The 23,933-nt window shown below is 69.9% G+C and carries 25 protein-coding genes; 16 read left to right on the top strand and 9 right to left on the bottom strand.

Going from position 1 to position 23,933, the window contains the following annotated elements; translation table 11 throughout:
* The first annotated feature begins 9 nt into the window (after positions 1-9).
* The 4 genes from truB to BLP38_RS07660 are packed head-to-tail and all read left to right on the top strand — an operon-like array spanning position 10 to position 2,750.
* Entirely contained in the window at positions 10-906 is an 897-nt protein-coding gene (gene truB, locus BLP38_RS07675; protein ID WP_091355440.1) for a tRNA pseudouridine(55) synthase TruB, read from the top strand.
* The gene (locus tag BLP38_RS07670) at positions 903-1,271 is read left to right on the top strand and encodes a hypothetical protein (RefSeq protein WP_091355437.1); all 369 of its coding nucleotides are present in this window, start codon (positions 903-905) and stop codon (positions 1,269-1,271) included. The genes truB and BLP38_RS07670 overlap by 4 nt, the downstream gene beginning before the upstream one ends.
* Positions 1,272-1,329: 58 nt before the next feature.
* Positions 1,330-1,794, top strand: a complete 465-nt coding sequence (locus tag BLP38_RS07665) for a hypothetical protein (RefSeq protein WP_091355432.1) — start codon at positions 1,330-1,332, stop codon at positions 1,792-1,794.
* Positions 1,791-2,750 carry a bifunctional riboflavin kinase/FAD synthetase gene (locus BLP38_RS07660; protein ID WP_091359664.1) on the top strand — a complete coding sequence of 320 codons (960 nt, stop codon included), beginning with the start codon at positions 1,791-1,793 and terminating at the stop codon, positions 2,748-2,750. Before BLP38_RS07665 ends, BLP38_RS07660 begins: the two co-directional genes overlap by 4 nt.
* A gap of 30 nt (positions 2,751-2,780) precedes the next feature.
* Here the strand turns inward: BLP38_RS07660 and deoC are convergent, their stop codons facing one another.
* On the bottom strand, positions 2,781-3,491 hold the full coding sequence (gene deoC, locus BLP38_RS07655) for a deoxyribose-phosphate aldolase (RefSeq protein ID WP_091355429.1): 711 nt from the start codon (positions 3,489-3,491) through the stop codon (positions 2,781-2,783).
* Between the two features lie 231 nt (positions 3,492-3,722).
* Here deoC and BLP38_RS07650 point away from each other — a divergent pair, with 231 nt between their 5' ends.
* From BLP38_RS07650 to BLP38_RS07640, 3 genes are all read left to right on the top strand, one after another.
* Positions 3,723-5,879 (top strand): DEAD/DEAH box helicase, encoded by a 2,157-nt coding sequence (locus BLP38_RS07650; protein WP_091355426.1) that lies wholly within the window; start codon positions 3,723-3,725, stop codon positions 5,877-5,879.
* A gap of 93 nt (positions 5,880-5,972) precedes the next feature.
* The gene (locus BLP38_RS07645) at positions 5,973-7,001 is read left to right on the top strand and encodes a 6-phosphofructokinase (RefSeq protein ID WP_091355422.1); all 1,029 of its coding nucleotides are present in this window, start codon (positions 5,973-5,975) and stop codon (positions 6,999-7,001) included.
* Between the two features lie 9 nt (positions 7,002-7,010).
* Positions 7,011-7,964: a DMT family transporter gene (locus BLP38_RS07640; protein WP_091355419.1), complete on the top strand. Its 954-nt coding sequence runs from the start codon at positions 7,011-7,013 to the stop codon at positions 7,962-7,964.
* Positions 7,965-7,977: 13 nt separating this feature from the next.
* Here BLP38_RS07640 and msrB read toward each other — a convergent pair whose 3' ends face one another.
* On the bottom strand, positions 7,978-8,388 hold the full coding sequence (gene msrB / locus BLP38_RS07635) for a peptide-methionine (R)-S-oxide reductase MsrB (RefSeq protein WP_091355415.1): 411 nt from the start codon (positions 8,386-8,388) through the stop codon (positions 7,978-7,980).
* A gap of 88 nt (positions 8,389-8,476) precedes the next feature.
* Here msrB and BLP38_RS07630 point away from each other — a divergent pair, with 88 nt between their 5' ends.
* The 5 genes from BLP38_RS07630 (at position 8,477) to BLP38_RS07610 (ending at position 12,218) form a co-directional block, all read left to right on the top strand.
* Positions 8,477-8,737, top strand: coding sequence for a DUF3263 domain-containing protein (locus tag BLP38_RS07630; RefSeq protein ID WP_091355412.1), 261 nt, complete (start codon positions 8,477-8,479; stop codon positions 8,735-8,737).
* 9 nt (positions 8,738-8,746) lie between these two features.
* Positions 8,747-9,379 (top strand): LytR C-terminal domain-containing protein, encoded by a 633-nt coding sequence (locus BLP38_RS07625; RefSeq protein WP_091355408.1) that lies wholly within the window; start codon positions 8,747-8,749, stop codon positions 9,377-9,379.
* Positions 9,380-9,511: 132 nt separating this feature from the next.
* A complete protein-coding gene (locus BLP38_RS07620; protein ID WP_036311856.1) occupies positions 9,512-9,715 on the top strand; it encodes a cold-shock protein in 204 nt (67 codons plus the stop codon).
* A 458-nt stretch (positions 9,716-10,173) separates the two neighbouring features.
* Positions 10,174-11,793, top strand: a complete 1,620-nt coding sequence (gene groL, locus BLP38_RS07615; RefSeq protein ID WP_091355405.1) for a chaperonin GroEL — start codon at positions 10,174-10,176, stop codon at positions 11,791-11,793.
* A 227-nt stretch (positions 11,794-12,020) separates the two neighbouring features.
* Complete coding sequence (locus BLP38_RS07610) at positions 12,021-12,218, top strand: hypothetical protein (protein WP_091359661.1); 198 nt, start codon at positions 12,021-12,023, stop codon at positions 12,216-12,218.
* A 71-nt stretch (positions 12,219-12,289) separates the two neighbouring features.
* Here the strand turns inward: BLP38_RS07610 and BLP38_RS07605 are convergent, their stop codons facing one another.
* The 3 genes from BLP38_RS07605 to BLP38_RS07595 form a co-directional block, all read right to left on the bottom strand.
* Positions 12,290-12,577: a WXG100 family type VII secretion target gene (locus BLP38_RS07605; protein ID WP_091355402.1), complete on the bottom strand. Its 288-nt coding sequence runs from the start codon at positions 12,575-12,577 to the stop codon at positions 12,290-12,292.
* Between the two features lie 114 nt (positions 12,578-12,691).
* Complete coding sequence (locus BLP38_RS07600; RefSeq protein WP_091355398.1) at positions 12,692-14,335, bottom strand: sensor histidine kinase; 1,644 nt, start codon at positions 14,333-14,335, stop codon at positions 12,692-12,694.
* A gap of 88 nt (positions 14,336-14,423) precedes the next feature.
* A complete protein-coding gene (locus BLP38_RS07595) occupies positions 14,424-15,116 on the bottom strand; it encodes a response regulator transcription factor (protein WP_091355396.1) in 693 nt (230 codons plus the stop codon).
* Between the two features lie 99 nt (positions 15,117-15,215).
* Between BLP38_RS07595 and BLP38_RS07590 the strand changes: the two genes are divergently transcribed.
* Entirely contained in the window at positions 15,216-16,664 is a 1,449-nt protein-coding gene (locus tag BLP38_RS07590) for a CPBP family glutamic-type intramembrane protease (RefSeq protein ID WP_091355392.1), read from the top strand.
* A 9-nt stretch (positions 16,665-16,673) separates the two neighbouring features.
* Here BLP38_RS07590 and BLP38_RS07585 read toward each other — a convergent pair whose 3' ends face one another.
* Genes BLP38_RS07585 through BLP38_RS07575 form a run of 3 tightly spaced genes read right to left on the bottom strand, consistent with a single transcriptional unit; the run spans position 16,674 to position 20,331 of the window.
* Entirely contained in the window at positions 16,674-18,317 is a 1,644-nt protein-coding gene (locus tag BLP38_RS07585; protein WP_091355389.1) for a DNA repair helicase XPB, read from the bottom strand.
* Positions 18,318-18,344: 27 nt separating this feature from the next.
* Positions 18,345-20,051: a helicase-associated domain-containing protein gene (locus BLP38_RS07580; RefSeq protein WP_091355386.1), complete on the bottom strand. Its 1,707-nt coding sequence runs from the start codon at positions 20,049-20,051 to the stop codon at positions 18,345-18,347.
* 1 nt (position 20,052) lies between these two features.
* On the bottom strand, positions 20,053-20,331 hold the full coding sequence (locus BLP38_RS07575) for a multidrug ABC transporter ATPase (protein ID WP_091355383.1): 279 nt from the start codon (positions 20,329-20,331) through the stop codon (positions 20,053-20,055).
* A 105-nt stretch (positions 20,332-20,436) separates the two neighbouring features.
* On the opposite strand from BLP38_RS07575, the gene BLP38_RS07570 reads away from it, so the two are divergent.
* Positions 20,437-20,820, top strand: a complete 384-nt coding sequence (locus BLP38_RS07570) for a cold-shock protein (RefSeq protein ID WP_065570028.1) — start codon at positions 20,437-20,439, stop codon at positions 20,818-20,820.
* Positions 20,813-21,607, top strand: a complete 795-nt coding sequence (locus BLP38_RS07565) for a DUF3027 domain-containing protein (RefSeq protein ID WP_331710073.1) — start codon at positions 20,813-20,815, stop codon at positions 21,605-21,607. The genes BLP38_RS07570 and BLP38_RS07565 overlap by 8 nt, the downstream gene beginning before the upstream one ends.
* A gap of 71 nt (positions 21,608-21,678) precedes the next feature.
* Here BLP38_RS07565 and serC read toward each other — a convergent pair whose 3' ends face one another.
* Entirely contained in the window at positions 21,679-22,797 is a 1,119-nt protein-coding gene (serC, locus tag BLP38_RS07560; RefSeq protein ID WP_091355379.1) for a phosphoserine transaminase, read from the bottom strand.
* Positions 22,798-22,905: 108 nt separating this feature from the next.
* Between serC and BLP38_RS07555 the strand changes: the two genes are divergently transcribed.
* Positions 22,906-23,610 (top strand): metal-dependent transcriptional regulator, encoded by a 705-nt coding sequence (locus BLP38_RS07555; protein WP_091355375.1) that lies wholly within the window; start codon positions 22,906-22,908, stop codon positions 23,608-23,610.
* The last annotated feature ends 323 nt before the right edge of the window (positions 23,611-23,933 follow it).

Raw genomic sequence — 23,933 nt, 5'->3', positions numbered from 1 at the left:
CTGGAAGCCATGCACCAGAGTCAGGCGAGCGGCGGGATCCTCCTCGTCGACAAGCCCGGGGGCGTCACGAGTCACGACATCGTGGCCCGCGCCCGTCGCGCGCTGAACACCCGCAAGATCGGCCACGCCGGCACCCTCGACCCCATGGCGACGGGCCTCCTCGTCCTCGGGATCGGTCACTCCACGCGACTGCTCACCTACGTCGTCGGCCTCGACAAGACGTACGAGGCCACGATCCGCCTCGGCGTGACGACGGACTCCGACGACGCCGACGGCGTCGAGACGTCGCGGACGGATGCCGGTGGTGTCGCCGACGACGCGATCCGCGTCGGCATCCGCTCACTGACGGGACCCATGGCGCAGGTGCCGAGCACCGTGTCGGCGATCAAGGTCGGCGGACGTCGCGCCTACGACCTGGCGCGCGCGGGGGAGCAGGTCGAGCTGAAGGCGCGAGACGTCGTCGTGAGCCGGTTCGAGGTGCGGGGGATCCGCCGCGGCGACGGCGTCATCGACGTCGACGTCATCGTGGACTGCTCGAGCGGCACCTACATCCGGGCGCTCGCGCGGGACCTCGGCGCGGACCTCGGCGTCGGCGGCCACCTGACCGCCCTGCGCCGCACGCGCGTCGGCCCGTTCGACGTCGCCGACGCCGTCGCAGAACTCGCCCCCGAGGTGCCGTTGAAGGATGCCGCCGAGGTCGCGGCATCCCTTCTCGGCGCGTTCCCCGTCACGGTCGACGAGGCGCGAGACCTGCGACACGGCAAGCGTCTGCTGGGTGCGGCGGAGCGCCTCGAGGCGGAGACGCCCGCCGCCATCGCACCGGACGGCGCCCTGGTCGGCATCGTCGGACGCCGCGGGGTCGACGTGAAGAGCCTCATGAACATGCCCGAGGAGCAGCAGCCGTGATCGCCTGGTTCACCGTCGCCGTCATCGCCGTCGCCTGCGCGGCCGGGCTCCTGTGCACCGTCCTGGGCCTCGCGGGTCGACGACCGAGCGACCTGTCGGTCGGGACGCAGGCGCTCATCCTCGTGCTGCTCATCGTTCAGGTTGTGATCTCGATCATCGCGCCCCTCGCCGGCAACCCGCCGTCGGGCGACCTGCTCGAGTTCTGGGTCTACCTCGTGTCTGCCGTGCTGATCCCGCCGGCCGCCGTTATCTGGGCCCTCATCGAGCGGAGCCGGTGGAGCACCGTGGTGATGGGCGTCGCGGCGTTCGCGATCGCGATCATGGTGTGGCGCATGAACGTGATCTGGACCATCCAGGTCGCCTGATCCGCTCACCCGGGTGAGCGGCGAGCTGAGCTCGCGCCGGTCGTAGGATTGAGATGCCATGCCTGAGACCGTGCCGACCTCGACCGCTTCGTCGGCCGCATCCACCCCGCCCCCTCGTCGGATGACCGGTGTCGGCCGGGTCCTCGTCGTGGTCTACGCGATCATGGCGCTCGGAGCCACGGGGCGTTCCTTCGTCCAGATCGTCCGCGAGTTCGACGATGCGCCGCTCGCCTACTCGCTGTCGGCGCTGTCGGCGCTCGTCTACATCCTCGCGACCCTGGCTCTCGTCTTCAGCGCGTCGGAGCGCTGGTACCGCGTTGCGTGGGCGGCGATCGTGTTCGAGCTCGTCGGCGTCCTCGTCGTTGGCACGCTCTCGTTGACCCATCCCGAGCTCTTCGACCACCCGACGGTGTGGTCCGGCTACGGCATCGGATACGTGCTGATCCCGCTCGTGCTGCCGTTCCTCGGCCTCTGGTGGCTCATCGCGCACCGCCGGCGCCGCCCGACGGCGGTGTCGGCATGATCGTCTTCCGCGACCCGGCCGAGATCCCCGGCGGGTTCGGTCCGAGCGTCGTCGCGATCGGCAAGTTCGACGGCGTCCACTCCGGTCACCGCGCCGTCATCGACCGGGCGCGTGTGACCGCGACGGATGCCGGGGCCCGCGTCGTCGCGGTCACGTTCGATCGCAACCCCCTGAGCCTCCTGCGGCCCGAGATCTGCCCCGAGTCGCTCGTGAGCGTCGAGCAGAAGATCGCCCTGCTCCGCGACGCCGGGGTCGACGCCGTCCTCGTGCTCCGTTTCGACGAGGCCCTCGCGGCTCTCGCCCCCGAGACGTTCGTCGAGCGGATCCTCGTGGACGCCCTGGGAGCGGTCCGGGTCATGGTCGGCGCGGATTTCCGCTTCGGTCGCGGGGGAGCCGGCACACCGGAGTTCCTCGTGGACTCCGGCCGATCCCGCGGCTTCACCGTCGACATCGTCGGCGACGTCCAGGGCGGCGGTCGCCGCGTGTCGTCGACGTGGGTGCGCGAGCTGCTCGCCGCGGGCCAGGTCGAGGACGCCGCCCGGTTGCTGGGCCGCCCGCACGCCGTGCGAGCCGAGGTGGTCCACGGACTCAAGCGCGGTCGCGAGCTCGGTTACCCGACGGCGAATCTCGCTACCGACGCCGAGGGGTTCATCCCCGCCGACGGCGTCTACGCCGGCTGGCTGGTCGATGAAGGGACGGATGCGGGCGGCTATGCGCCCGCGACCCGGTACCCCGCCGCGATCTCCATCGGCACGAACCCGACGTTCGACGACGTCCTCGTCCGGCAGGTCGAGGCCTACGTCCTCGACGAGACGGGTCTCGATCTGTACGGACACATCGTTCAGGTGCAGTTCGTCGCGCGTGTCCGCGGCATGGTGGCCTTCGAGGGCATCGAGAAGCTGATCGCGCAGATGGATGCCGACGTCACGGATGTCCGCAGGGCGCTCCGGTCCTGAGGCTGCACCCTCCGCGCGGAGCCCGCAGGCTCAGTACGAGGTGTCGTCGACGGCGCCGGTCGCCGAAGCCCCGGCATCCACTCGTCGTGCCTCGCCGAGGATGACGGCGCTGCCGCTCGTGCCGAGCCGCGTGGCACCGGCCTCGAGCATGGCGAGGGCGTCGGCGTAGCTGCGGACGCCGCCCGAGGCCTTCACCTCGACGCCCGCACCGACCGTGCGACGCATGAGCTCGACGTGGGGGACCGTCGCCCCGCCGCCGGCGAACCCGGTGGAGGTCTTCACGAAGTGCGCGCCGCCGGCCTCGGTGAGGCGGCTGCCGCGCTCGATCTGCTCGTCGTCCAGGAGCGCCGTCTCGAGGATGACCTTGGTGACGCGACCGTCGGCCGCCGCGACGACCGCCCGGATGTCGCTGACGACGACGTCGTCGAACCCGGAACGGAGGGCGGCGATGTTGACGACCATGTCGACCTCCGCGGCGCCATCGGCGATCGCCTGGCGGGTCTCGGCGACCTTGGCCGCCGTCGACGTGGTGCCGTGCGGGAAGCCGATGACGGTGCCGACCGCGACGCCCGTGCCCGCGAGACGCTCGACGGCATGAGGGATGTCGCTCGGCCGCACGCAGACACTGAAGACGCCCCACTCGGCCGCGATGTTGAACTCGGCGTCGACGTCTGCCCGGGTGAGCTCGGGCTTCAGGATCGCGTGGTCGATGGCGGCGGCGAGTTCGCGTTCGGTGGGCATGACACCCAAGCGTACGCGCCCGGATAGGACGCGACGTGTCGCGGGCCCCGGACGCGCTAGACTGGGGGCGAAGGAACCTTCCGTCGCCGCAGCTCGCAGAAGCGAGTGCCCGCAGCCGGGGGATCCGGGGAACACATTCTCACCGCGGCCGTACCGTCGCGGTCCCGTAAGAACGTCGTCATCCATCGACGGCGATCGCCGGCATCCGCCGGTGTCACGCTCAGGAGGAGCATGCCGACCACGGCAGCCACCGCCCCCAAGACCGCCGCTCGGCGTCGTCGGGGATCATCGTCGCGTCGAGACGACGAGGCACCCCTCATCCCGATCCTCGCCCGCAAGGTGCGCGAGGTCGAGGCCAAGGCGCAGCGCGGGAAGCTGGGGCCGACCAACCGGGTGAAGTTCCAGGTCATCGCCTTCCTCGTCCGCGAGGAGCGCGCCCGCGTCAAGGCGGCGACCGACATCGCCGACGGCGCCCGCGCCGAGCTGCTCAAGCGCCTCGACGGCGTCGCGACGATCCTCGCCAAGACCGCCGCCCGCGACACGTCGCTCATCCAGCTGCTCGAGGTCGACCAGGCGACGTCGCCCGTCGCCCGTCGCATGCGGCGCGACTGGCTCATCGAGTCGGGCGCCGACCTGCCCGAGGACGAGCTGATCATCACCGACGCGAAGCCCGCGCAGGCCCCCGTGGTCCCCGAGGGTGTCGCCGACCGCCAGGTCGTGCCGCCGCAGGTCGAGGCGCGCAAGGAATCGAACCCGTTCCTGGCGCCCGACGTCGCGATGCGTGTCGCCGGTCCCACACCGCGCCGCCGCCTCGACGGGTGGGAGCTCATGGGCCCCCTCTACAAGGCGTTCGAGACGGGCGCCGGCGGCGGTGCCGCCTCGATGGACCTGCCCCCGGTTCCCGAGTTCGACCGGCTGTCGCCCAAGAACCTCGAGGTCATGCCGCACCAGTCCCGGTTCCTCGAAGCCGTCCGCGCGGGGCACCGCAGCTTCCTGCTCGCCGACGAGCCGGGTCTCGGCAAGACGGCGCAGTCGGTGCTCGCGGCATCCGTCGCCGACGCCTTCCCGCTCCTGGTCGTCGTCCCCAACGTCGTGAAGATGAACTGGGCCCGCGAGGTCGAGCGGTGGACGCCGCAGCGTCGCGCCACCGTCATCCAGGGCGACGGCGAGACGATGGACGCCTTCGCCGACGTGTTCATCGTCAACTACGAGATCCTCGATCGTCACCTCGCCTGGCTCAGCTCCATCGGGCTGAAGGGCATGGTCGTCGACGAGGCGCACTTCATCAAGAACCTGACCTCGCAGCGTTCCCGGAACGTGCTCGCGCTCGCTTCGCGGATCCGCGAGCAGGTGCGCGATCCGCTCCTGCTGGCGCTCACCGGTACGCCGCTCATCAACGATGTCGAGGACTTCGACGCCATCTGGCGCTTCCTCGGCTGGACCAACGGCGAGAAGCCGGGACCCGAGCTGATGGCGCGCCTCGACGAGACCGGCCTCACCCCGGCCGACAAGGCGTTCTACCCCGAGGCGCGCTCCGCCGTGATCTCGATGGGCATCGTCCGCCGCAAGAAGAAGGACGTGGCCGCCGACCTGCCCGACAAGCTCGTCGCCGACCTCCCCGTCGAGCTCGACGACGAGTACGGCCGGTCGATCCGCGCCGCCGAGCGCGAGCTGGGCGAGCGCCTCGCCGCGAAGTACCGTCGCATCATCGAGGCACGCGGCGACCGCGTGCTGCGGGGCGAGGCGGACGAGGACATCGTGCGCCTGGTCGCCCACGGCGAACTCGAAGAGGCGAAGGCCGCGGCCAGCGGCTCCGAGAACGTCTTCACCATGGTGCGTCGCATCGGTCAGGCCAAGGCGCAGCTCGCCGCCGACTACGCCGTGCAGCTGCAGCGCTCGGTCGGCAAGGTCGTGTTCTTCGCCAAGCACATCGACGTGATGGATGCCGCCGAGGCGCACTTCGCGTCGGCCGGCCTTCGCACGGTCTCGATCCGCGGCGACCAGACGACGCCCGTGCGCCAGCAGGCGATCGACGCCTTCAACGGCGACCCGGACGTCGCGATCGCGGTCTGCTCGCTGACCGCCGCCGGTGTCGGGCTGAACCTGCAGGCGGCGTCGAACGTCGTCCTCGCCGAACTCAGCTGGACGGCCGCCGAGCAGACGCAGGCGATCGACCGCGTGCACCGCATCGGTCAGGACGAGCCGGTCACCGCGTGGCGCATCATCGCCGCGCACACGATCGACACGAAGATCGCCGAGCTCATCGACAGCAAGCAGGGGCTCGCGCAGCGCGCGCTCGACGGCGAGGCCGTCGACCCGACCTCGAGCGACTCGGTGCAGCTGTCGGCGCTGATGCATCTGCTCCGGCAGGCCCTCGGCGCGGCCTGACGCCGCTCCGCTGGCAGGGGATGCCGCCGCGACGCTAGTGTCGTGGAGGCAGCGTCGCCCCCAGCATCAACCCGAATCACCTAAGGACCACCCATGAAGATCGGTATCCTCACGAGCGGCGGCGACTGTCCTGGACTGAACGCCGTCATCCGGGGCATCGTGCTGAAGGGCACGACGACCTACGACATCGAGTTCGTGGGCATCCGCGACGGGTGGCGCGGTGTGGTCGACGGGGACTTCTTCCCCCTGACCCGTCACGAGGTGAAGGGCCTGTCGAAGGTCGGCGGCACGATCCTCGGCACGAGCCGGACGAACCCCTACGAGGGGCCGCGCGGCGGCGCCGAGAACATCTCCAAGACGATGTACGGCCACCGCCTCGACGGCATCGTCGCGATCGGCGGTGAAGGCACGCTCGCAGCGGCCGACCGTCTGCACAAGGACGGCATCAACGTCCTGGGAGTGCCGAAGACGATCGACAACGACCTCCAGGCCACCGACTACTCTTTCGGCTTCGACACGGCCGTCAACATCGCCACCGAGGCCATGGACCGGCTGCGGACGACGGGCGACTCGCACCAGCGCTGCATGGTCGCCGAGGTCATGGGACGTCACGTCGGCTGGATCGCCCTGCACTCGGGCATCGCCGCCGGTGCGCACGTCATCTGCATCCCCGAAGTGCCCATGTCGATCGACGACGTCGCCGAGCAGGTCACCAAAGCGCATGACCGTGGCCGCGCGCCGCTGGTCGTCGTGTCGGAGGGCTTCAAGCTCACCGGCATGGAGGAGGCCTACAGCGACAAGGGTCTCGACGCGTTCAACCGGCCGCGCCTGGGCGGCATCGGCGAGCTCCTCGCGCCCGAGATCGAGCGCATCACGGGCATCGAGACCCGCTCGACGGTGCTCGGTCACATCCAGCGCGGCGGATCGCCCTCGGGCTTCGACCGCGTCCTCGCGACGCGTCTCGGCCTGCACGCCGCCGACGCCATCGTCGACGGCGCCTGGGGTCAGATGGTCGCCATGCAGGGGACCGAGATCGTCCGCGTCCCCTTCGCGGAGGCGCTCGGGTCGCTGCACACGGTGCCCCTGCACCGCTATGAAGAAGCCGCCGCGCTGTTCGGCTGAGCCGGCCGCGTGACGACAGCGAGTCCCTCAGCCCCGGCATCCGTCGCTCCCGCCCTTCTCGCGGCGGTGTCCGTCGGTGTCCTCACCGCCGTCCAGGCCCGCATCAACGGGCAGCTCGGCGTGCGTCTCGAGCACGCGATGGCAGCGGCCGTCGTCTCGTTCGCGAGCGGGCTGGTGCTGATCGCGCTCATCAGCGCATTGACCCCCGCCGGGCGGCGCGGCGCCGCCACCCTGGCGCGCGGCATCCGGGAGCACACGATTCCCTGGTGGATGCTGGTGGGCGGCGCAGCCGGCGCATTCACGGTCGGGACGCAGAGCTTCGCCGTCGGGATCGTGGGGGTGTCGCTGTTCACCGTCGGGATCGTGGCCGGGCAGACCGTGGGCGGGCTCGTGTTCGACCGAATCGGCTTCGGCCCGGGAGGGGTCGTCGCCGTCACGGTGCCGCGGCTGGTCGGGGGAGCGCTCGCGCTCGCCGCCGTGGCGGTCGTGCTGATCGCCGGTGACGGCCTGGCCGGCGTTCCGGTCTGGATGGTGATCCTGCCCGTGTTCGTCGGCGTCGGACTCGCCTGGCAGCAGGCCACGAACGGCCGGCTGCGGGCCCGCGTCGGGACGCCCCTGACGGCGACCCTCGTCAACTTCATCGTCGGCACCGTTATCCTCGCGGTGCTCGCCGTCATCGTCACGCTCGTCAGCGGACCACCCGCGACGCCCCCGGGGGAGCCGTGGCTCTACCTCGGAGGCGTCTTGGGCGTCACCTACATCGTGATGTCCGCCGCGATCGTGGCGCGGACGGGGGTGCTGCTGTTCGGCCTGGCGGCCGTCTCGGGTCAGCTCGTCGCCTCGCTGGTCCTCGACGCCCTCTGGCCCGCGCCTGCCGGTCCCGGACTCCTCGTCGAGGCGATCACCGTCGTGATCGGCCTCGCGTCGGTGTCCGTCGCCGCCTTCTGGCGCGTACGGCGCTGATCGCCGCGGTCGATCAGGCCTCGTCACCCTTCGGGGTGAACGAGAGCGAGAGCGAGTTCATGCAGTAACGGTCGCCGGTCGGGGTGCCGAACCCGTCGGGGAACACGTGCCCCAGGTGCGATCCGCAGTTGGCGCAGCGCACCTCGGTGCGGACCATGCCGTGGCTGTTGTCCTCGATCAGTTCGACCGCCTCGGGGCGGACCGACTCGTAGAAGCTCGGCCACCCGCAGTGCGAGTCGAACTTCGTGCCGCTCTGGAACAGCTCCGACCCGCAGGCGGCGCAGGTGTAGAACCCGGCACGATCCTCATCGAGGAGTTCGCCGGTCCACGCGCGCTCCGTTCCGGACTGACGCAGGACGGCGTACTGCTCGGGCGTCAGCTCCTCGCGCCACTGCTCATCGGTCTTCTCCACGCGATAGCTCATGTGTTTCTTCCTTCCCTCGTCCTATTCAACCGGACGAACCGCCCGGATGTTCCGTGGTGTCGCCCGGTGACGGTCGTACGGTGGGGGAGTGCCCCTCGCCGACCGTGACCGCGACATCCTCGACTTCGAGGCGAGGTGGCACGGTCACTCGGGTGCGAAGGAGGAGGCTGTGCGGGCCGAGCTGTCGCTGACGCCCGCGCGGTACTACCAGCTCCTCGGTCGCATCCTCGAGTCGGCGGATGCCGTCGCCCACGATCCGGTGCTCGTCCACCGGCTCCGGCGGCTCCAGGCGGCGCAGGAGCGCGAGCGGCGCAGCCGCGCCGGAATCCTCCCGGCCTCGGCCCGGTAGGATCCTCGGGTGCCGTCTCCGACCTCCCCGACCGAGCCAGAGCAGCCCGCCCCGACGGATCCTTCCGCTTCGCAGGGCCGGTCCGCCACCACGGATCGCTTCGACGACCTCCCCGCCGGTTCCGCACGCGTGGGTGCGCATCGCGCCGAGGCGCCGCGCCTGCGCGTGGGGGTGATCGCGCTGTGGTCCGTCGTCGCGACGGTGGCGATCGTGGCCGCAGGTGTGTTCGGCACCCTGTACGCCACCGGGCGGTTCGACGCCGCTCCGGTGCCGGCCTCCACCGGCACGGCCGCTGTCGTCGCGCCCCGCGTCGACACCTCCTACCAGGTGCTCGTTCTGAACGCGACGGCGGAGAACGGACTCGGGGCCAAGGTGCGCGACGACGTCGTCGCTGCAGGATGGGATGCCGCGGACGTCGAGGCGAGCAACGCGAGCTCGAACGACTTCCCGACGACGACGGTCTACTACGGTACGGCGACCGACGAGGCCGCCGCCCGAGGGCTCGCGGACGCCATCGGTGGAGCGGACGTCTCCCTCGATGACACGTACCAGGTGGTGGCGCCGCCCGAGACGACGGATGCCGGCGGGACCAGCCGACCGCAGCTGGTGATCGTCGTGGGGCTCGATTTCGGCTCGGAGTGAGCCCCGCGCGACGCGATGTGTTTCGCCGTCGTAAACACTTCGGTGCACGGGTGTCAACAAAGCCCGGAACCGCGGATTCCGGCCTGGGCGCGTGGCTAGCATTTCGATGTCCCACAGCTTCAGGAGATTCGCATGACCCAGGGAACCGTCAAATGGTTCAACGCCGAGAAGGGCTTCGGCTTCATCACCCTCGGTGACGGACAGGACGTCTTCGTCCACTACTCCAACATCGACATGTCGGGCTTCCGCGTTCTCGAGGAGGGCCAGGCTGTCGAGTTCACCGTCGGCAGCGGCCAGAAAGGCCCGCAGGCCGAGTCCGTCCGCGTCGTCGCCTGACGAGTCTCAGCTCTCGTACCGGCGGAGGAACGTTCCGCTCACCTCGGCGGGGTCCAGCTCCGTCGCGGACCTGCTGAAACGCTGCGGACACGGCGTCGAAGTGCTGCCACCCGGCGAATCCGTCGCGCCACTCGGCGGTGTCCCACCGCAGGTAGGCGTCGCATCTCCTCGCGGTTCACGGCATATCCTCGTGCAGCGTTTCGCACGCCGTTGATCCCCGCGATGAAGCGATTTCGACGATCGTCGGCATCCGTTCCTCCGCGCGGTGATCGGGCTGTGCGTGCGGCCTCAGTGCGATGTCGTCACGGTCGCGCGAGTCGGTGTCGCACGGCTTGCACTCGCTATGGTCGAGTGCCAGAATGATTTAGCACTCACTCATCCTGAGTGCCAGAACGATCCCGCTCCCAGTCCCTGGGGGCACGGTACTGAACCTCACGTCCGGGAGGGACGACACACTTATGGCAAAGATCATCGCTTTCGACGAGGAGGCCCGCCGCGGCCTCGAGCGCGGCCTCAACACCCTGGCCGACGCCGTCAAGGTGACGCTCGGCCCCCGCGGCCGCAACGTCGTGCTCGAGAAGAAGTGGGGCGCCCCCACGATCACGAACGACGGCGTGTCGATCGCCAAGGAGATCGAGCTCGACGACCCGTACGAGAAGATCGGCGCGGAGCTCGTCAAGGAGGTCGCCAAGAAGACCGACGACGTCGCCGGTGACGGCACGACGACCGCCACGGTCCTCGCCCAGGCGCTCGTGCGCGAAGGTCTGCGCAACGTCGCAGCCGGCGCCGACCCCATCTCGCTCAAGAAGGGCATCGAGAAGGCCGTCAAGGCTCTCTCCGACGAGCTGCTCGCCGGCGCGAAGGAGATCGAGACCAAGGACCAGATCGCGGCGACGGCATCCATCTCGGCTGCCGACCCCGAGATCGGCGCCCTGATCGCCGAGGCCATCGACAAGGTGGGCAAGGAAGGCGTCGTCACCGTCGAGGAGTCCAACACCTTCGGCACCGAGCTCGAGCTCACCGAGGGTATGCGCTTCGACAAGGGCTACATCAACCCCTACTTCGTCACCGACGCCGACCGTCAGGAAGCCGTCTTCGAGGATCCCTACATCCTCATCGCGAACCAGAAGATCTCGAACATCAAGGACCTTCTCCCCGTCGTCGACAAGGTGATCCAGGAGGGCAAGGAGCTCCTGATCATCGCCGAGGACGTCGAGGGTGAGGCTCTCGCGACGCTCGTGCTCAACAAGATCCGCGGCATCTTCAAGTCGGCTGCCGTCAAGGCTCCCGGCTTCGGCGACCGTCGCAAGGCTCAGCTCCAGGACATCGCGATCCTCACCGGCGGCCAGGTCATCACCGAGGAGGTCGGTCTCAAGCTCGAGAACGCCACCCTCGACCTGCTCGGCCGTGCCCGCAAGGTCATCATCACCAAGGACGAGACCACGGTCGTCGAGGGTGCCGGCGAGGCATCGCAGATCGAGGGTCGCGTGACCCAGATCCGCCGCGAGATCGACAACACCGACAGCGACTACGACCGCGAGAAGCTCCAGGAGCGCCTCGCGAAGCTCGCTGGTGGCGTGGCCGTCATCAAGGCCGGTGCGGCGACCGAGGTCGAGCTCAAGGAGCGCAAGCACCGCATCGAGGACGCCGTCCGCAACGCGAAGGCAGCCGTCGAGGAGGGCATCGTCCCCGGTGGTGGCGTCGCGCTCATCCAGGCCGGCGAGAAGGCGTTCGCCAAGCTCGAGCTCGTCGGTGACGAGGCGACCGGTGCGAACATCGTCAAGGTCGCCATCCAGGCGCCGCTGAAGCAGATCGCCCTCAACGCCGGCCTCGAGCCGGGCGTCGTGTCGAACAAGGTCGCCGAGCTCCCCGCGGGCCAGGGCCTGAACGCCGCGACCGGTGAGTACGTCGACATGTTCGCCGCGGGCATCATCGACCCGGCCAAGGTCACCCGCTCGGCGCTGCAGAACGCCGCGTCGATCGCCGGCCTCTTCCTCACCACCGAGGCAGTCGTCGCCGACAAGCCCGAGAAGGCGGCGGCTCCGGCCGGCGACCCGACCGGCGGCATGGACTTCTGATCCAGCGCTGACAGTCAGCACGAAGGGCCCCTCCTCCGGGAGGGGCCCTTCGTCGTTCCCGGGCGCCGGAGGGCCGCCGCAGCGTCCCGCGCGGAATGTCAAGGGAGCATCCGCTCCGGCGGCAGGAGTCCATTGTGTGCGGTGAGGCGTCGTCCACGCCGTACACGGTGGCCGTCATCGCGCAGCGTCGCACGGGCCTCGTCACATCGATCCGAGGAGAGGTTCCCATGACAGACCACGATGACTCCGCCGTCGTCGGTGACGACGCGCAATCCCCGCAGAACGGTTCGGACAGCGACGGGTCTGAGAAGCCGGGCGGCCTCGGGAAGGACGGCACCATCCCCGCCGATCCTGACGGCGTCGCCGCCGGGCACAGCGACACCCCGTCGCACTTCAACCCGGAGGAAGACGAGGACGCGTCCTGATCCACGCACGTCTGCTCCGCTCGACACGAAGGGCCCTTCCTCTGGGAAGGGCCCTTCGCCGGTCGGACACGTCAGCGGAACATGCCCGCCGCGGCCATCTCGGTCTGCGCGTACTGCTGGCCGACGGCGCCCAGTGCGGTGCTGATGTCGGCGAGGGCGGCATCCAGTTCGCGCTGGGCGGCACGCCAGCGTTCGACGACTCCCTGGAAGGCGACCGAGGCGCTGCCGGTCCACGATCCCTGCAACTGAGTGAGGTGTCCGAGCATCGTGGCGGTCTCGGACTGGACCCGGTCGCCGGTGGCGCGGATCGTGGTGGTCGCGGCGAGGACGGCGTCGCTGTCGACGGTGAAGGCGGTCATGACGGTTCCTTTCGATGGGATGCCGCCACGCTAGGTGCGCGCCCTGTTCCGGCCTCACGCCGCTGCGCAGCGTGGGGAGGACCGACGCTCCCGGTCCGCTGGGGAGGAGTCCGCTCAGTCCTCGGAGCGGGGTGCCCGCGGGAGCGGCTGTGTGGCCAGGTCGACGGCTTCGCCGGCCGTGGCACGGTCCATCGCGAGGGGGAGGGATACCGTGAAGGTCGCGCCGCCGCCGGGGGTGTCGGTGACCTCGATGGTGCCGTGCAGGGTGGCGACGATGGAAGCGACGATCGACAGTCCGAGGCCGGAGCCGCCCGTCTCGCGGGTGCGGGACGAGTCGGCTCGCCAGAAGCGCTGGAAGATCTTGCTGCGGATCTGCTCGGGCACACCCTCGCCGTGGTCGGCGATCGAGATCCACCCGCGGCCGGAATCGAGGTCGGCGCCGACCGTCAGTTCGATGGGCGAGCCCTCGGGCGTGTACCGGCGCGCGTTGCCGAGGAGGTTGGCCACCACCTGGCGGATCCGGTTCTCGTCGCCGAGCACGATGGGGAGGACCACCTGCGGCGCGGGGATCAGAATCGGTTCCGTCTGGAGCGCCGGGGGAGGCGCGGCATCCGTGCGGGGACGACGGCGCAGCAGGCGACCCGCACCGGCGATCGCGCCACCGCGTCGCTTCGGCGTCGGTTCCTGCGCCGTGAAGACCGCGAGCGGGATCGTCGACGTCGGGGTCTGCCCCGAGAACGTGACCTCGCGATCGGGAGAGGCGGCGCGCGCGTCGAGGGCGGCATCCCGGGCGATCGGGCGGAGGTCGACGGGGACGACCGCGACGTCCCGCTGCTCGTCGAGGCGCGCGAGGGCGAGGAGATCCTCGACGAGCGCGCCCATGCGGATCGCCTCTTTCTCGATGCGCTCCATGGCCTGGGCGGTCTGCTCCGGATCCTGGATAGCCCCCATGCGATACAGCTCGGCATACCCGCGCACGGTCACGAGCGGCGTGCGGAGCTCGTGGCTCGCGTCGCCGATGAAACGCCGCATGCGATCGACGGTCGAGTCGCGCTCGCCGAGCGCTTCGTCGATGCGCTCCAACATGACGTTGATCGCCGTCTTCAGTCGGCCGACCTCGGTGCCGGGGGCGATGTCGCTCATGCGTTGGCTGAAGTCGCCCCGGGCGATCGTCATGGCGGTGGATTCGACCTGGCCGAGTCCACGGAAGGCGAGGGTGACGAGTCCGCGCGTCAGGATCGCGCTGCAGACGATCGTGAACAGGGCCAGCACGGTGTAGATGCCGATGTAGTTGGCCACCGTCCGGTTCACGTCGTTGAGAGGCAGTGCGACGAGCTGCGTGTAGTACTCGCGCGATCCTGCGATCGGCAACGTGTCGACGCTCGCGCGGTAGCGAACGGTTCCATCCGCCGACGTGAGGTCGAACGGAGCCGTGCCGTCGAGCACGGTCTGGTCGAGCGAGAACGTCTCCGGGAACTGCGGCGGTGCGAGCGATCCGTCGCCTCCCGCGACCGCCAGGCGTTCGCCCTCGCCCTTGCCGCTGTACACCGCGACCGAGAAGTCCGTCGGCGCCGCCGCGATGGGGGTGAAGGTCGCCCCGCCGTCGTCGAGCGTGACGTTCATCAGACTGCTCGCGATATCGGTCGTGACCGTCTGCGTCAGCGACTGGTCCACAGCGGACAGCTGCGCGTTGCGCAGGAAGATCATCGTTCCCACACCGGCGGCGATCATGCCGAAGGCGAGGATGCTGACGGTCACACCGGTGACTTTGGTGCGCAGGCTGAGGCCGCGCCACCAGGAGGTGACGCGGTCCTGCGATGCCGTCGGGCCCAGGGGGCGCCTCCGTTCAGGCGGTGCGGTCGGCCTTCAGCATGTATCCGAAGCCGCGCTTGGTCTGGATGAGCGGTTCGGAGGAGTGCGGGTCGATCTTGCGGCGGAGGTAGGAGATATAGCTCTCCACGATGCCGGCGTCGCCGTTGAAGTCGTACTCCCACACGTGGTCGAGGATCTGGGCTTTGCTGAGCACCCGGTTCGGGTTGAGCATCAGGTAGCGCAGGAGCTTGAACTCGGTCGGGGAGAGGTCGATCGAGGTGTCGCCCACCTGGACGTCATGCGTGTCCTGGTCCATCGTGATCTCGCCGGCCTTGATGATCGAGTCCTCGTCGGCCTGCATCGTGCGGCGCAGGATGGCCTGGATGCGCGCGACGATCTCATCGAGGCTGAAGGGCTTGGTGACGTAGTCGTCGCCGCCGGAGTTGAGGCCCTCGATCTTGTCCTCGGTGGCGTCCTTCGCCGTCAGAAAGAGGATGGGCGCCGTGTAGCCCGCTCCGCGGAGACGCTTGGTCACGCTGAAGCCGTTCATGTCGGGCAACATGACGTCGAGGATGATCAGGTCGGGTTCTTCTTCGAGGACGGCCGAGATGGTCTGGGCGCCGTTCGCGACGGCACGGACCTGGTATCCGGCGAACCGGAGGCTCGTGACGAGCAGATCCCGGATGTTCGGCTCGTCGTCCACGACGAGGATGCGTGCAGCGGTCATGAGCCCATACTGGCACCGGAATCGATCGGTTTGCTGGACATTCCGATCCCGGGTCGCTCGAGGGTACGATCACGTCCCGCGGTGAGACAGGATGGAACGGTGACTGTTCCGCAGCCCGTCCCCGTTCCCCACCGCGCCGCGCCGGCTCTTCCCGCCGACACCACCGGCCCGGGCGCCGCCTTCCACCGCTTGCTGTTCGCGCGTCAACGCCGAGGCTGGTGGACGCCCCTGGCGACGGGGGCGATCGGCGTCGTGCTGTACCTCATCGTGTCCACGGTGATCGGGTTCGTCTTCGCGCTGACCCTCTTCGCCTCGGACCCGTCCGCGGACGTCTATGCGCTTCTGGATCGGTTGGTGACGATCGACGTCACCGATCCGCTCGGGCTCGCTGTCATCCTGCTGTCGCTCGCGGTGATGTGGCCGATCTACCTGCTGTCGTCGTTCCTCGTGAACGGGCGGCGCGTCGGCTTCCTCTCGTCGGTCGCCGGATCGCTCCGGTGGAGGTGGCTGCTGCTGTGCGCGGGCGCCGCCGTCGTCGTGTACATCGTCATCTCCGCGCTCTCCTTCCTCCTGCCGGCCGAGGAAGGATCGGGGGGCACGCTCGTGCCGCCGCAGGACAATCCCGCCTTCGTGGCATCCCTCGTCATCGTCCTGATCCTCGTCCCGTTCCAGGCGACCGCCGAGGAATACGTCTTCCGCGGGTACCTCATGCAGACGGTCGGACGCTGGCTGAAGCACCCCGCGTGGTCGATCCTGTTGCCGGTGCCGCTGTTCGTGCTGGGGCACGTGTACGACTGGGCCGGACAGGTCAGCGTCGGGGTGTTCGCCATTGCCGCCGGGTGGCTCACGTGGCGGACCGGGGGCCTCGAGGCCGCGATCGCGCTGCACGTCGTCAACAACCTCGCCGCATTCGGATTCTCGGTGTTCGGTCTCAGCGACGCGGCGGCGACCGACACGAGCGTCGTGAGCCTGGTGTCGTCGGTGGTGATGATCGGCGCGTTCGTGGGAGTCGTCGAGTGGCTCTGGCGCCGTGGCGACGGGCGTCGCACCCTGCGGATCACGCCCGCACCCGAACCCGTGCAGGTTCTGCCCGTGTACGCCGGCGCGTACCCTCCGGTGTACGGCCAGCCGCCCGTGTACGGTCAGCCCTCGGTCTACGGTCAGGCGCCCGCGTACGGCCAGCCGCCGGTGTACGGTCAGCCGCCCGTGTACGGTCAGCCCCCGGTGTACGGTCAGGCGCCGGGCTACGGTCAGCCGCCGGTGTACGATCAGGCGCCGGGCTACGGTCAGCCGCCGGGCTACGGTCAGCCGGTGGACCCCGCGCCCGCGCCGACGCCGCCGGCGGCACCGTACGACGGTCCGCCGCTGCAGCCGCATCAGGCGCCCCGGTGGGGCGAGTACGCGCCTGCGCCCGACGCCACACCCGCGCCCGAGCGGTCTGCCACGGCGGACCCGGCACCGTCCGGTCCCGCCGACAGCGGGTCGGCCGGGTCCGGGACGGATGCCGGTGGTTCCGACGGGTCGACCGGCTCGTCCTCGTCGGACTGAGCCGGGCGGTCAGGCCGCCAGCAGGTTGTCGGCGTCGAGGATCGTGTAGCTGTACCCCTGCTCGGCGAGGAACCGCTGGCGGTTCTGCGCGAAGTCCTGGTCGACCGTGTCGCGGGCGATGAGCGTGTAGAAGCTCGCCTTGTGACCGTTCGACTTCGGACGCAGGAGGCGACCGAGTCGCTGCGCCTCTTCCTGTCGGGAGCCGAACGAGCCCGAGACCTGGATGGCGACGGAGGCGTCGGGCAGGTCGATCGAGAAGTTCGCGACCTTCGACACGACGAGCACCGGGATGCGGGCGTGCCGGAAGGCGTCGAACAGCTCCTCGCGCTCGTCCACAGGGGTGGAGCCGGTGATCTTCGGTGCGCCGAGCTCCTCCGAGAGGATGTCGATCTGGTCGAGGTACTGGCCGATCACGAGGATCTGCTCGCCCTCGTGCTTCGCGACGAGGTCGCGGACGACGTCAATCTTCGCGTGCGCGGTCGCCGCGAGGCGGTAGCGCTCGTCGTCGGCCGACGCCGCGTACTCGAGCCGGTCGGATGCCGGCAGGTCGATGCGCACCTCGTAGCAGACGGCGGGGGAGATGAAGCCCTGAGCCTCGATCTCCTTCCACGGGGCGTCGAAGCGCTTGGGTCCGATGAGGCTGAAGACGTCACCCTCGCGGCCGTCCTCTCGGACGAGCGTCGCGGTGAGGCCGAGGCGACGCCGCGCCTGCAGGTCGGCCGTGAGCTTGAAGACCGGCGCGGGGAGCAGATGCACCTCGTCGTACACGATGAGGCCCCAGTCGAGCGCGTCGAGGAGCGCAAGGTGCGCGTACTCGCCTTTCCGCTTCGCCGTGAGGATCTGGTACGTCGCGATCGTGACGGGCTTGACCTCCTTGGACTGACCGGAGTACTCGCCGATCTCCTCGGGAGTGAGCGAGGTGCGCTTGAGCAACTCGTCGCGCCACTGTCGGGCGCTGACGGTATTGGTCACGAGGATGAGGGTCGTCGTCTTCGTGTCGGCCATCGCGGCTGCGCCGACGAGCGTCTTGCCCGCGCCGCAGGGGAGGACCACGACGCCGGAGCCGCCCTCGCTGAAGATGTCGACGGCCTTCCGCTGATACGGGCGCAGCGTCCAGCCGTCCTCGTGCAGCTCGATCTCGTGCGGGGTGCCGGGCGTGAAGCCGGCGTGGTCCTCGGCGGGCCAGCCGATCTTCAGCAGCTCCTGCTTGATCTGGCCTCTCGCCCACGCGTCGATGACGTACGTCTCCGGCGTCGGGTGCGCGATGAGCAGCGGCTGGATCCGGCGGTTCCGGGCGATCTCGGCGAGCACCGGCTTGTCGGTGGAGCGGAGGATCAGCGTCCCCTCGTCGTCGCGTTCGATGACGAGGCGTCCGTAGCGGCCGACGGTCTCACGGATGTCGATCGAGACGGACGGCGGAACCGGGAACTTCGCCCACCGCTCGAGGGTGGCGAGCATGTCCTCCGCGTCATGCCCCGCGGCACGCGCATTCCACAGCCCGAGCCGGGTGATCCGGTAGGTGTGGATGTGTTCGGGCGCGCGCTCGAGTTCGGCGAAGATCGCGAGTTCGTGTCGCGCGTTCTCCGCGTCGGGGTGAGCCACTTCGAGCAGTACCGTGCGGTCGCTCTGGACGATGAGGGGGCCGTTAGCCATAACGGACGAGTCTACCGGCCCCGGCGCCTACACCGGCCGGACGCTCACGATGCTCGACAACGGCAGGGTCCGTTCGACGTCGGCCGCGCGGTCGCGCCCGCGCAGGCGTCCGCCGCCGAGTCCGGCGGCCTCGAGGGTCACGTCGCGGGTGGAGCCGTCGGGCATCCGGATCGTGATGTCGATCGTCGCGCGGGTGCGGACCGCCTGCTCGAGCTCGCGTTCGAGCCAGGCGGCATCCGCGTCGTCGGACAGACTGGCCCGCAGCGTCTCGATCAGCGGACGGTAGCGTTCGGATGCCGAGGTCTCGGGTGTCGTGCTCTCGGCGACGGCGTGGCGGCCGGGCGAGCGAGGCGTGCCATCGGCATCCACCGCGAGAACCGGGTAGCGGGCGTCGGCGAGCATCCAGAACGTGGTGTCGACGCTCGTGCGGGTCACGAGGTCGTCCCCGTCGGCGACGAGTCCGAGGGGTCGCAGAGCCTGGTCGACGTTGATCGCCTCGAGCAGGTCGCGTTGACCCGACAGCCGCGTGTAACCCTGCCGGTCGGGGCCGACGCGCAGGGTGCCGTGGCGGGTCGCGGCGCGCTCGATCTCGTAGGCGAGTGGCTGCGGGACGCCGGTGAGGGACAGTTCGGTGAGGAACGCGGTGAGGGATGCCGCGGTCTCGCCGGCGGCGAAGGCGGCGCCGATCGTCTCGGCGGTGAACCGGTAGGTCGCCGCCTGTGCTCGGGACTCGCGGCGCGCGGAGGTGCGCAGGCGCAGATCGAGGCGGGGCTCGAGCGGGCCGGGCGCGATGGCCGTCAGGTCGTTCTGGAGGTACACCTTGTCGACCTCGTGGGGGAGCAGTGTGCGGAGCGCGTCGGCGTCGGCGTGCGTCCCATCTGCGAGTCCCGCCGCCCACGTGGGCGGCGTCCCGTCGGGGGCGAGCACGGCCCAGTGCACGAGCATCGCGACCAGGCGCCGGACCCGGTCCGGCCAGGCAGGGTCGAAGGGGTACGCCCCTGGCCACTCCGCCAGCGGACGCCACCCTCCGGCGGCGGAGCGCAGGGCGGAGGGCAGCCGGTCGCGCAGGTGCCCGGCGACCTCGAGCCAGCGCTCGACCGTGCGGCTGCCGAGCCACGTCGCCCCGGCGTCGGTGACCGTCCAGCTGCGTTCCGAGCCCGCGAGGAGTCCCGCCTCTTCGGCGATCCCGACGAGGATGTCGGCGTCGTCGGGGCTCGCGGCTGCACCGGCATCGACGAGGCGACGGCGGTCGCCGGCGCTGAGGGCGCCGGAGCCGATCCGCGCGAGCGGAGTGCGCGTGGCGGAGTGGAGGATGTCGGCGAGCGAGGCGGCGGCGTCGAACGCTCGCTCGGCGCTCGCGGCATCCGATTCATCCGTTCCCGTGATCGCCGGTGCGGCGTCGACGGTCGCCGCTGATGAGAGGGCTGCGGCCACCGCGTCGTAGGGGGTTCCGTCTTCGTCCGTCAGTGCGCGTGCGGCGAGGGCGTCGCGCAGCGTCGCGTCCACCGGCGTCCCGGTCTCGAGGGCGTCGCGCAGCGCGGCCGCCTCGACGTCCGAGACCTGGGCGAGGGCGCGGTGCAGCTGGGCAGGGTCGAGCAGTCCGTCGGCGGCGTCGAAGAAGTCCGTCCAGGACGTGTGGGGAGCGACGTGTCGTGCATCGAGCAGAGCGGCCAGGGCATCCGGATCGAGTGTCGCGAGCCGGGTCGCGAGGGCACGAGCGTCGGAGGCGGTCACGTCAACGGCCCTTGTTGGCCCGTCCCCTTCGCGCGAACGTCATGATCAGCAACGCGAGCAGCAGTGCGAAGGCCACTGGCGGTGCGACGTAGACGATGAGGCTCACCACGGGCCAGGCGCCGGTCGCGAAGTCCTCCTGCTTCAGCCCGACGGGGCCGGAGGCGATGATGATCGCGAAGAAGCAGACGACCGAGAGCACCAGAAGACCCAAGGACATGAACGCCAGGATGCGGTCGATGCGTCGAAAGGGAAGGTCGCCGGCCGGGGGCGGAGTGCTCATCCGATCAGAGTAGCGGCTCGCCGCGGTGTCGTAGTCTGGTGGTCGGGGCTGAGACGGTCCCACTTTCCCATGCCCGCACGCGGGCCGAGCAGCGAGGTTCGACACATGCCCACCGGCAAGGTCAGGTTCTACGACGAGGCGAAGGGATTCGGCTTCATCACCGGCGACGACGGTCAGGACGTCTTCCTGCACGCCACCGCGCTCCCCGCCGGGACCACCACGATGAAGCCCGGCACGCGCCTGGAGTTCGGCGTCGCCGACGGCCGCCGTGGGCTGCAGGCGCTCGCCGTTCGGGTGCTCGACGCTCCCGTCAGCCTCAGCAAGCGCAACCGCAAGCCCGCCGACGACATGGCGGTCATCATCGAGGACCTCGTCAAACTGCTCGACGGCATCGGCGGGGACCTCCGCCACGGCCGGTACCCGAGCGGCGCGCACGGCAAGAAGGTCGCCGCTGTGCTCCGCAAGGTCGCTGATGACCTCGATGCCTGAGTCCCCGGAGGACATCGAGTCTGCGGAGCCCGTCGAGGCCGCCGCATCTGCAGCGCCGACGGATGCCGCCGAGGCCGACGACGCCGCTGAGGTGGCCGAGACCGCCGAGGTCGCCGAAACTGCCGAGGGTGTCGAGACCGACGTCACCGGCGAATCGTCCGAGCCGGCGGAAGCGGAGTCCGCTCCGACCGACCCGCGGCTGTTCGAGGCGTACGACCTGGCGCGCGCCGCACTCCTCGAGGTGACTCCCGAGGCGACGGTCGGCGAAGCCGCCGGGTATCTCATCGAAGACGGGGGCGTCGTCTCGCTCCGCTTCTCGAACCGGATGGCGGGGTATCCGGGCTGGTTCTGGACCGTCAGCGTCGCGGTCGTCGACGGATCCGAGCCCACCGTGCTCGAAGTGGAACTCCTGCCCGGCGACGGCGCGCTGCTCGCACCCGAATGGCTGCCGTGGGCTGAACGGCTCGCCGAGTATCAGGCCGCTCAGGCGGCCGCCGAGGAGGACGAATCCGACGACGACGCGGACGACGACGACGCGGACGATGACGACGACGCGGACGATGACGACGACGCGGATGAGGACGACGCCGAGGACCTCGACGCGAGCGACTTCGACAGCGACGGATCGCCGATCCTGCATGCCGGCGACGTGGACGGCGTCGACATCGACGAGCTCGATGAGACTGCGGACGACGATGAGTCGGACGACGAAGAGTCCGACGACGATGACGACGTCGACGCGGACGATGAGTCCGACGATGACGGCGAGTCGCTGCGCGAGTACTGACGCGCGGCATCCGCTCTCACACGAACGCGGCCCCGGGGATCATTCCTCGGGGCCGCGTTCGTCGTGTGGGCTCAGTCGGCGAGGTGCTCGACCGTGTAGTCGATGGCCTTGATGAGCTGACGCACGTCGTCGGGCTCGATCGAGACGAAGGTCGCGACGCGCAGCTGGTTGCGGCCGAGCTTGCGGTACGGCTCGGTGTCGACGATGCCGTTCGCGCGCAGGCTCTTGGCTACGGCGGCGGCATCGACCGAGTCATCGAAGTCGATCGTGACGACGACGGGGGAGCGGTCGGCCGGGTCGGCGACGAACGGGGTCGCGAAGGACGCGGCATCCGCCCACTCGTACAGAGCGCCCGAGGACTCCGCCGTCCGGGCACCGGCCCACGCGAGCCCGCCGTTGCCGTTGATCCACTGCAGTTGCGTGTCGAGCAGCTGCAGTGTCGCGATCGCAGGCGTGTTGAGGGTCTGCTGCAGGCGCGAGTTGTCGAGTGCGTTCTTCAGGCTCAGGAACTCGGGGATGTACCTGCCGGATGCCGCGACCCGCTCGATGCGCTCGATGGCGGCCGGCGACACCGCGGCGTACCAGAGGCCGCCGTCGGAGCCGAGGTTCTTCTGCGGCGCGAAGTAGTAGACGTCAGCCTCGGCGATGTCGATGTCGATGCCGCCGGCGGCGCTCGTGGCGTCGATCACGGTGAGGGCGCCGGCGTCGCCGTGGACGCGCGTGATCGCGGTCGCGACACCCGTGGAGGTCTCGTTGTGCGCCCAGGCGTAGACGTCGACGCCCTCGACGGCCTCGGGCGTCGCGCTCGTGCCGGGCTCGGCGCGGCGCACGTCGGGCGCCTCGAGCCAGGGTGCGGCGGCGGCCGCGGCGAACTTGCCGCCGAACTCGCCGAACACGAGGTTCTGCGCGCGCTTCTCGATGAGGCCGAAGGCCGCGGCATCCCAGAAGGCGGTCGAACCGCCGTTGCCGAGGATGATCTCGTATCCCTCAGGAAGGCGGAACAGCTCGGCGAGCCCCGTACGGGTGCGGGCGACGAGGTCCTTGATCGGTGCCTGGCGGTGGGAGGTGCCGAACAGCGACGCCCCCTGGGTGACGAGCGCTTCGAGCTGCTCGGCACGGACCTTGGACGGGCCGCATCCGAAGCGTCCGTCGACGGGCAGGAACTCGCGGGGGAGGGTCACAGTCGCCATGCCGAGAAGTCTAGGGCGCGGGCCTCGGCGGTTCCGGTCGCATGACGCCCCGCGACCGGATGCCGGATAGGCTGGGGAAGCATTGTCTCCCGCGCGAAAAGGGCTTTGATGACCGACCTCATCGACACCACCGAGATGTATCTGCGCACCATCCTCGAGCTCGAGGAAGAGGGCATCACGCCCCTGCGCGCCCGCATCTCGGAGCGTCTCGGGCACTCCGGGCCGACGGTGTCGCAGACCATCGGGCGCATGGAGCGCGACGGCCTCGTCGTCGTGTCGGAGGACCGCACGCTCGAGCTCACCGACCCGGGACGCCAGAAGGCGGTCGACGTCATGCGCAAGCACCGCCTCGCCGAGCGCCTGCTGTCGGATGTCATCGGCCTCGACTGGGCGTACGTGCACGAAGAGGCGTGTCGCTGGGAGCACGTCATGAGCGAGCTCGTCGAGCGTCGTCTCATCGAGCTGCTCGACCACCCGACCGAATCGCCGTACGGCAATCCGATCCCCGGGCTCGATCAGCTGGGCGATGTCCCCGCCAACGCGTTCGACAACGGAGTCGTCGGTCTCGTGCGTCGGCTCAACGACGCCGGCGGCCCCGTGACGGGCAGCATCCGTCGGCTCGCGGAGCCCATGCAGGTCGATCCGGAACTCCTCACGCAGTTGCGAGACGCCGGCGTCGTGCCGGGTCGCACCGGGTCGTTCCGGTTCAACGAGGGTTACGTCCTGGTCGAGATGGACGACGTCGACGAGGCGCTCGAGCTGCCCGTCGAGGTCGCTTCGCACATCTTCGTCGTGGACGCCCGCGAGATCTGACGGGTCGTCCCATCGCCCTTCCGCAAGGGCGAGAGCGTGACTTATTCGTTACCTTCCGGTAGCCTCGGATGGTCCACCGGCGAGAAGCCCGCCTCGGACCGCTCCGCGAGTTGCCTTTCCGGCTCGTCATTCGCGAAGTGCCCCCTACATCCGTGCCCGACATGGAGTGCCGACGAGCCAGCATCCAGACCCCCCGGATGCGGAGGCGCTGGAGGACAGCTTGGCTGAAGAGTTCCACCCGTCGAACGAGATTTCTGAGGCATCGACGGCCACCCGAAAAGGTCGTCTGAGCAGACGGTTCGCCGCGAAGGCGCCCGCCACCC

The sequence above is a fragment of the Microbacterium sp. LKL04 genome (assembly GCF_900102005.1).
Lineage (GTDB): Bacteria > Actinomycetota > Actinomycetes > Actinomycetales > Microbacteriaceae > Microbacterium.
Note: the sequence above shows the minus strand (reverse complement) of the source record. Positions and strands in the feature narration are given on the sequence as shown.